At 48.6% G+C, this 255-nt stretch carries 1 pseudogene; it reads right to left on the bottom strand.

What is annotated here, in order from left to right:
* Positions 1-255, bottom strand: a pseudogene (locus H8K52_RS20835) (IS5/IS1182 family transposase); the annotation flags it as partial.

The raw sequence follows: 255 nt of genomic DNA, 5'->3' as shown, positions 1-255 counted from the left end.
CGGTGCGATGATCGAGGTAGAAGAATCCCGTTGGCTTGCCATCACGAACCATGTAGCCCGCGTCGGGATCGACCGGACTGATTTTGATTTCTTTCGTTGGCGGCTCTTCATCGTCGTCTTGATGTGAAAGTGGTTTTTTACCATGCGCCAAACGGTCGGCATCAATCGCGCTATTAAGTTCTTCTAGATATTGCACGGGCTTTTGCGCGACTTGATGAATATCATAGCCATTCTTATTTGCCGAGGCTTTGAGAT

The organism is Affinundibacterium seohonense (assembly GCF_014284305.1).
Lineage (GTDB): Bacteria > Pseudomonadota > Gammaproteobacteria > Burkholderiales > Burkholderiaceae_D > Undibacterium > Undibacterium seohonense.
The sequence above is the reverse complement of the archived record's forward strand: the minus strand, read 5'-3'. Positions and strand labels throughout refer to the sequence as shown.